1 protein-coding gene is annotated in these 531 nt (G+C 46.7%); it reads right to left on the bottom strand.

Features of this window, described 5'->3' with window-relative positions:
* Nucleotides 1–292: 292 nt before the first annotated feature.
* Nucleotides 293–531 (bottom strand): hypothetical protein (locus GMC_RS23415; protein ID WP_010521216.1); only part of this gene is annotated, 239 nt, incomplete at its 5' end.

The following is a 531-nucleotide window of genomic DNA, read 5'->3' as shown; positions in this document are numbered from 1 at the left end:
ACCGACGATACGAGCTGGGACCGTGGTCCCAGTCTGATTATCAGACCGACGATACGAGTGGGACCGTGGTCCCAGACTAATAATCAGACCGACGATACGAGTGGGACCGTGGTCCCAGACTAATAATCAGACCGACGATACGAGTGGGACCGTGGTCCCAGTCTGATTATCAGACCGACGATACAAGTGGAACAGTGGGCCCAGAGAGAATATTCAGGCCAGTTATGCTTTCTGGCCTGTAACAAAGGACATTAAGTAAAGACAGATAAACGTAGACTAAAACGTGGTCGCATCAGGGTGCTGGCTTTTCAAGTTCCTTAAGAATGGCCTCAATTTTCTCTATACACTCAGTTGGAACACGAGACCTGTCCAGGTTAAGCACCATTTTATCGCCCTTATACAATACTGTCGCTCCAGGAGCAAACTGATGTCGTGAGCTTAAACTAGTTCTTGATGCAGATGACGTTTTAAGCACAGAAGTTAAAAGAGTGATAACTTCTTCAGCTTCAAATATCACCCCATAGTACGTGA

The sequence above is a fragment of the Aquimarina agarivorans genome (genome assembly GCF_000218485.1).
Taxonomy (GTDB): domain Bacteria; phylum Bacteroidota; class Bacteroidia; order Flavobacteriales; family Flavobacteriaceae; genus Aquimarina; species Aquimarina agarivorans.
The sequence above is the reverse complement of the archived record's forward strand: the minus strand, read 5'-3'. Positions and strand labels throughout refer to the sequence as shown.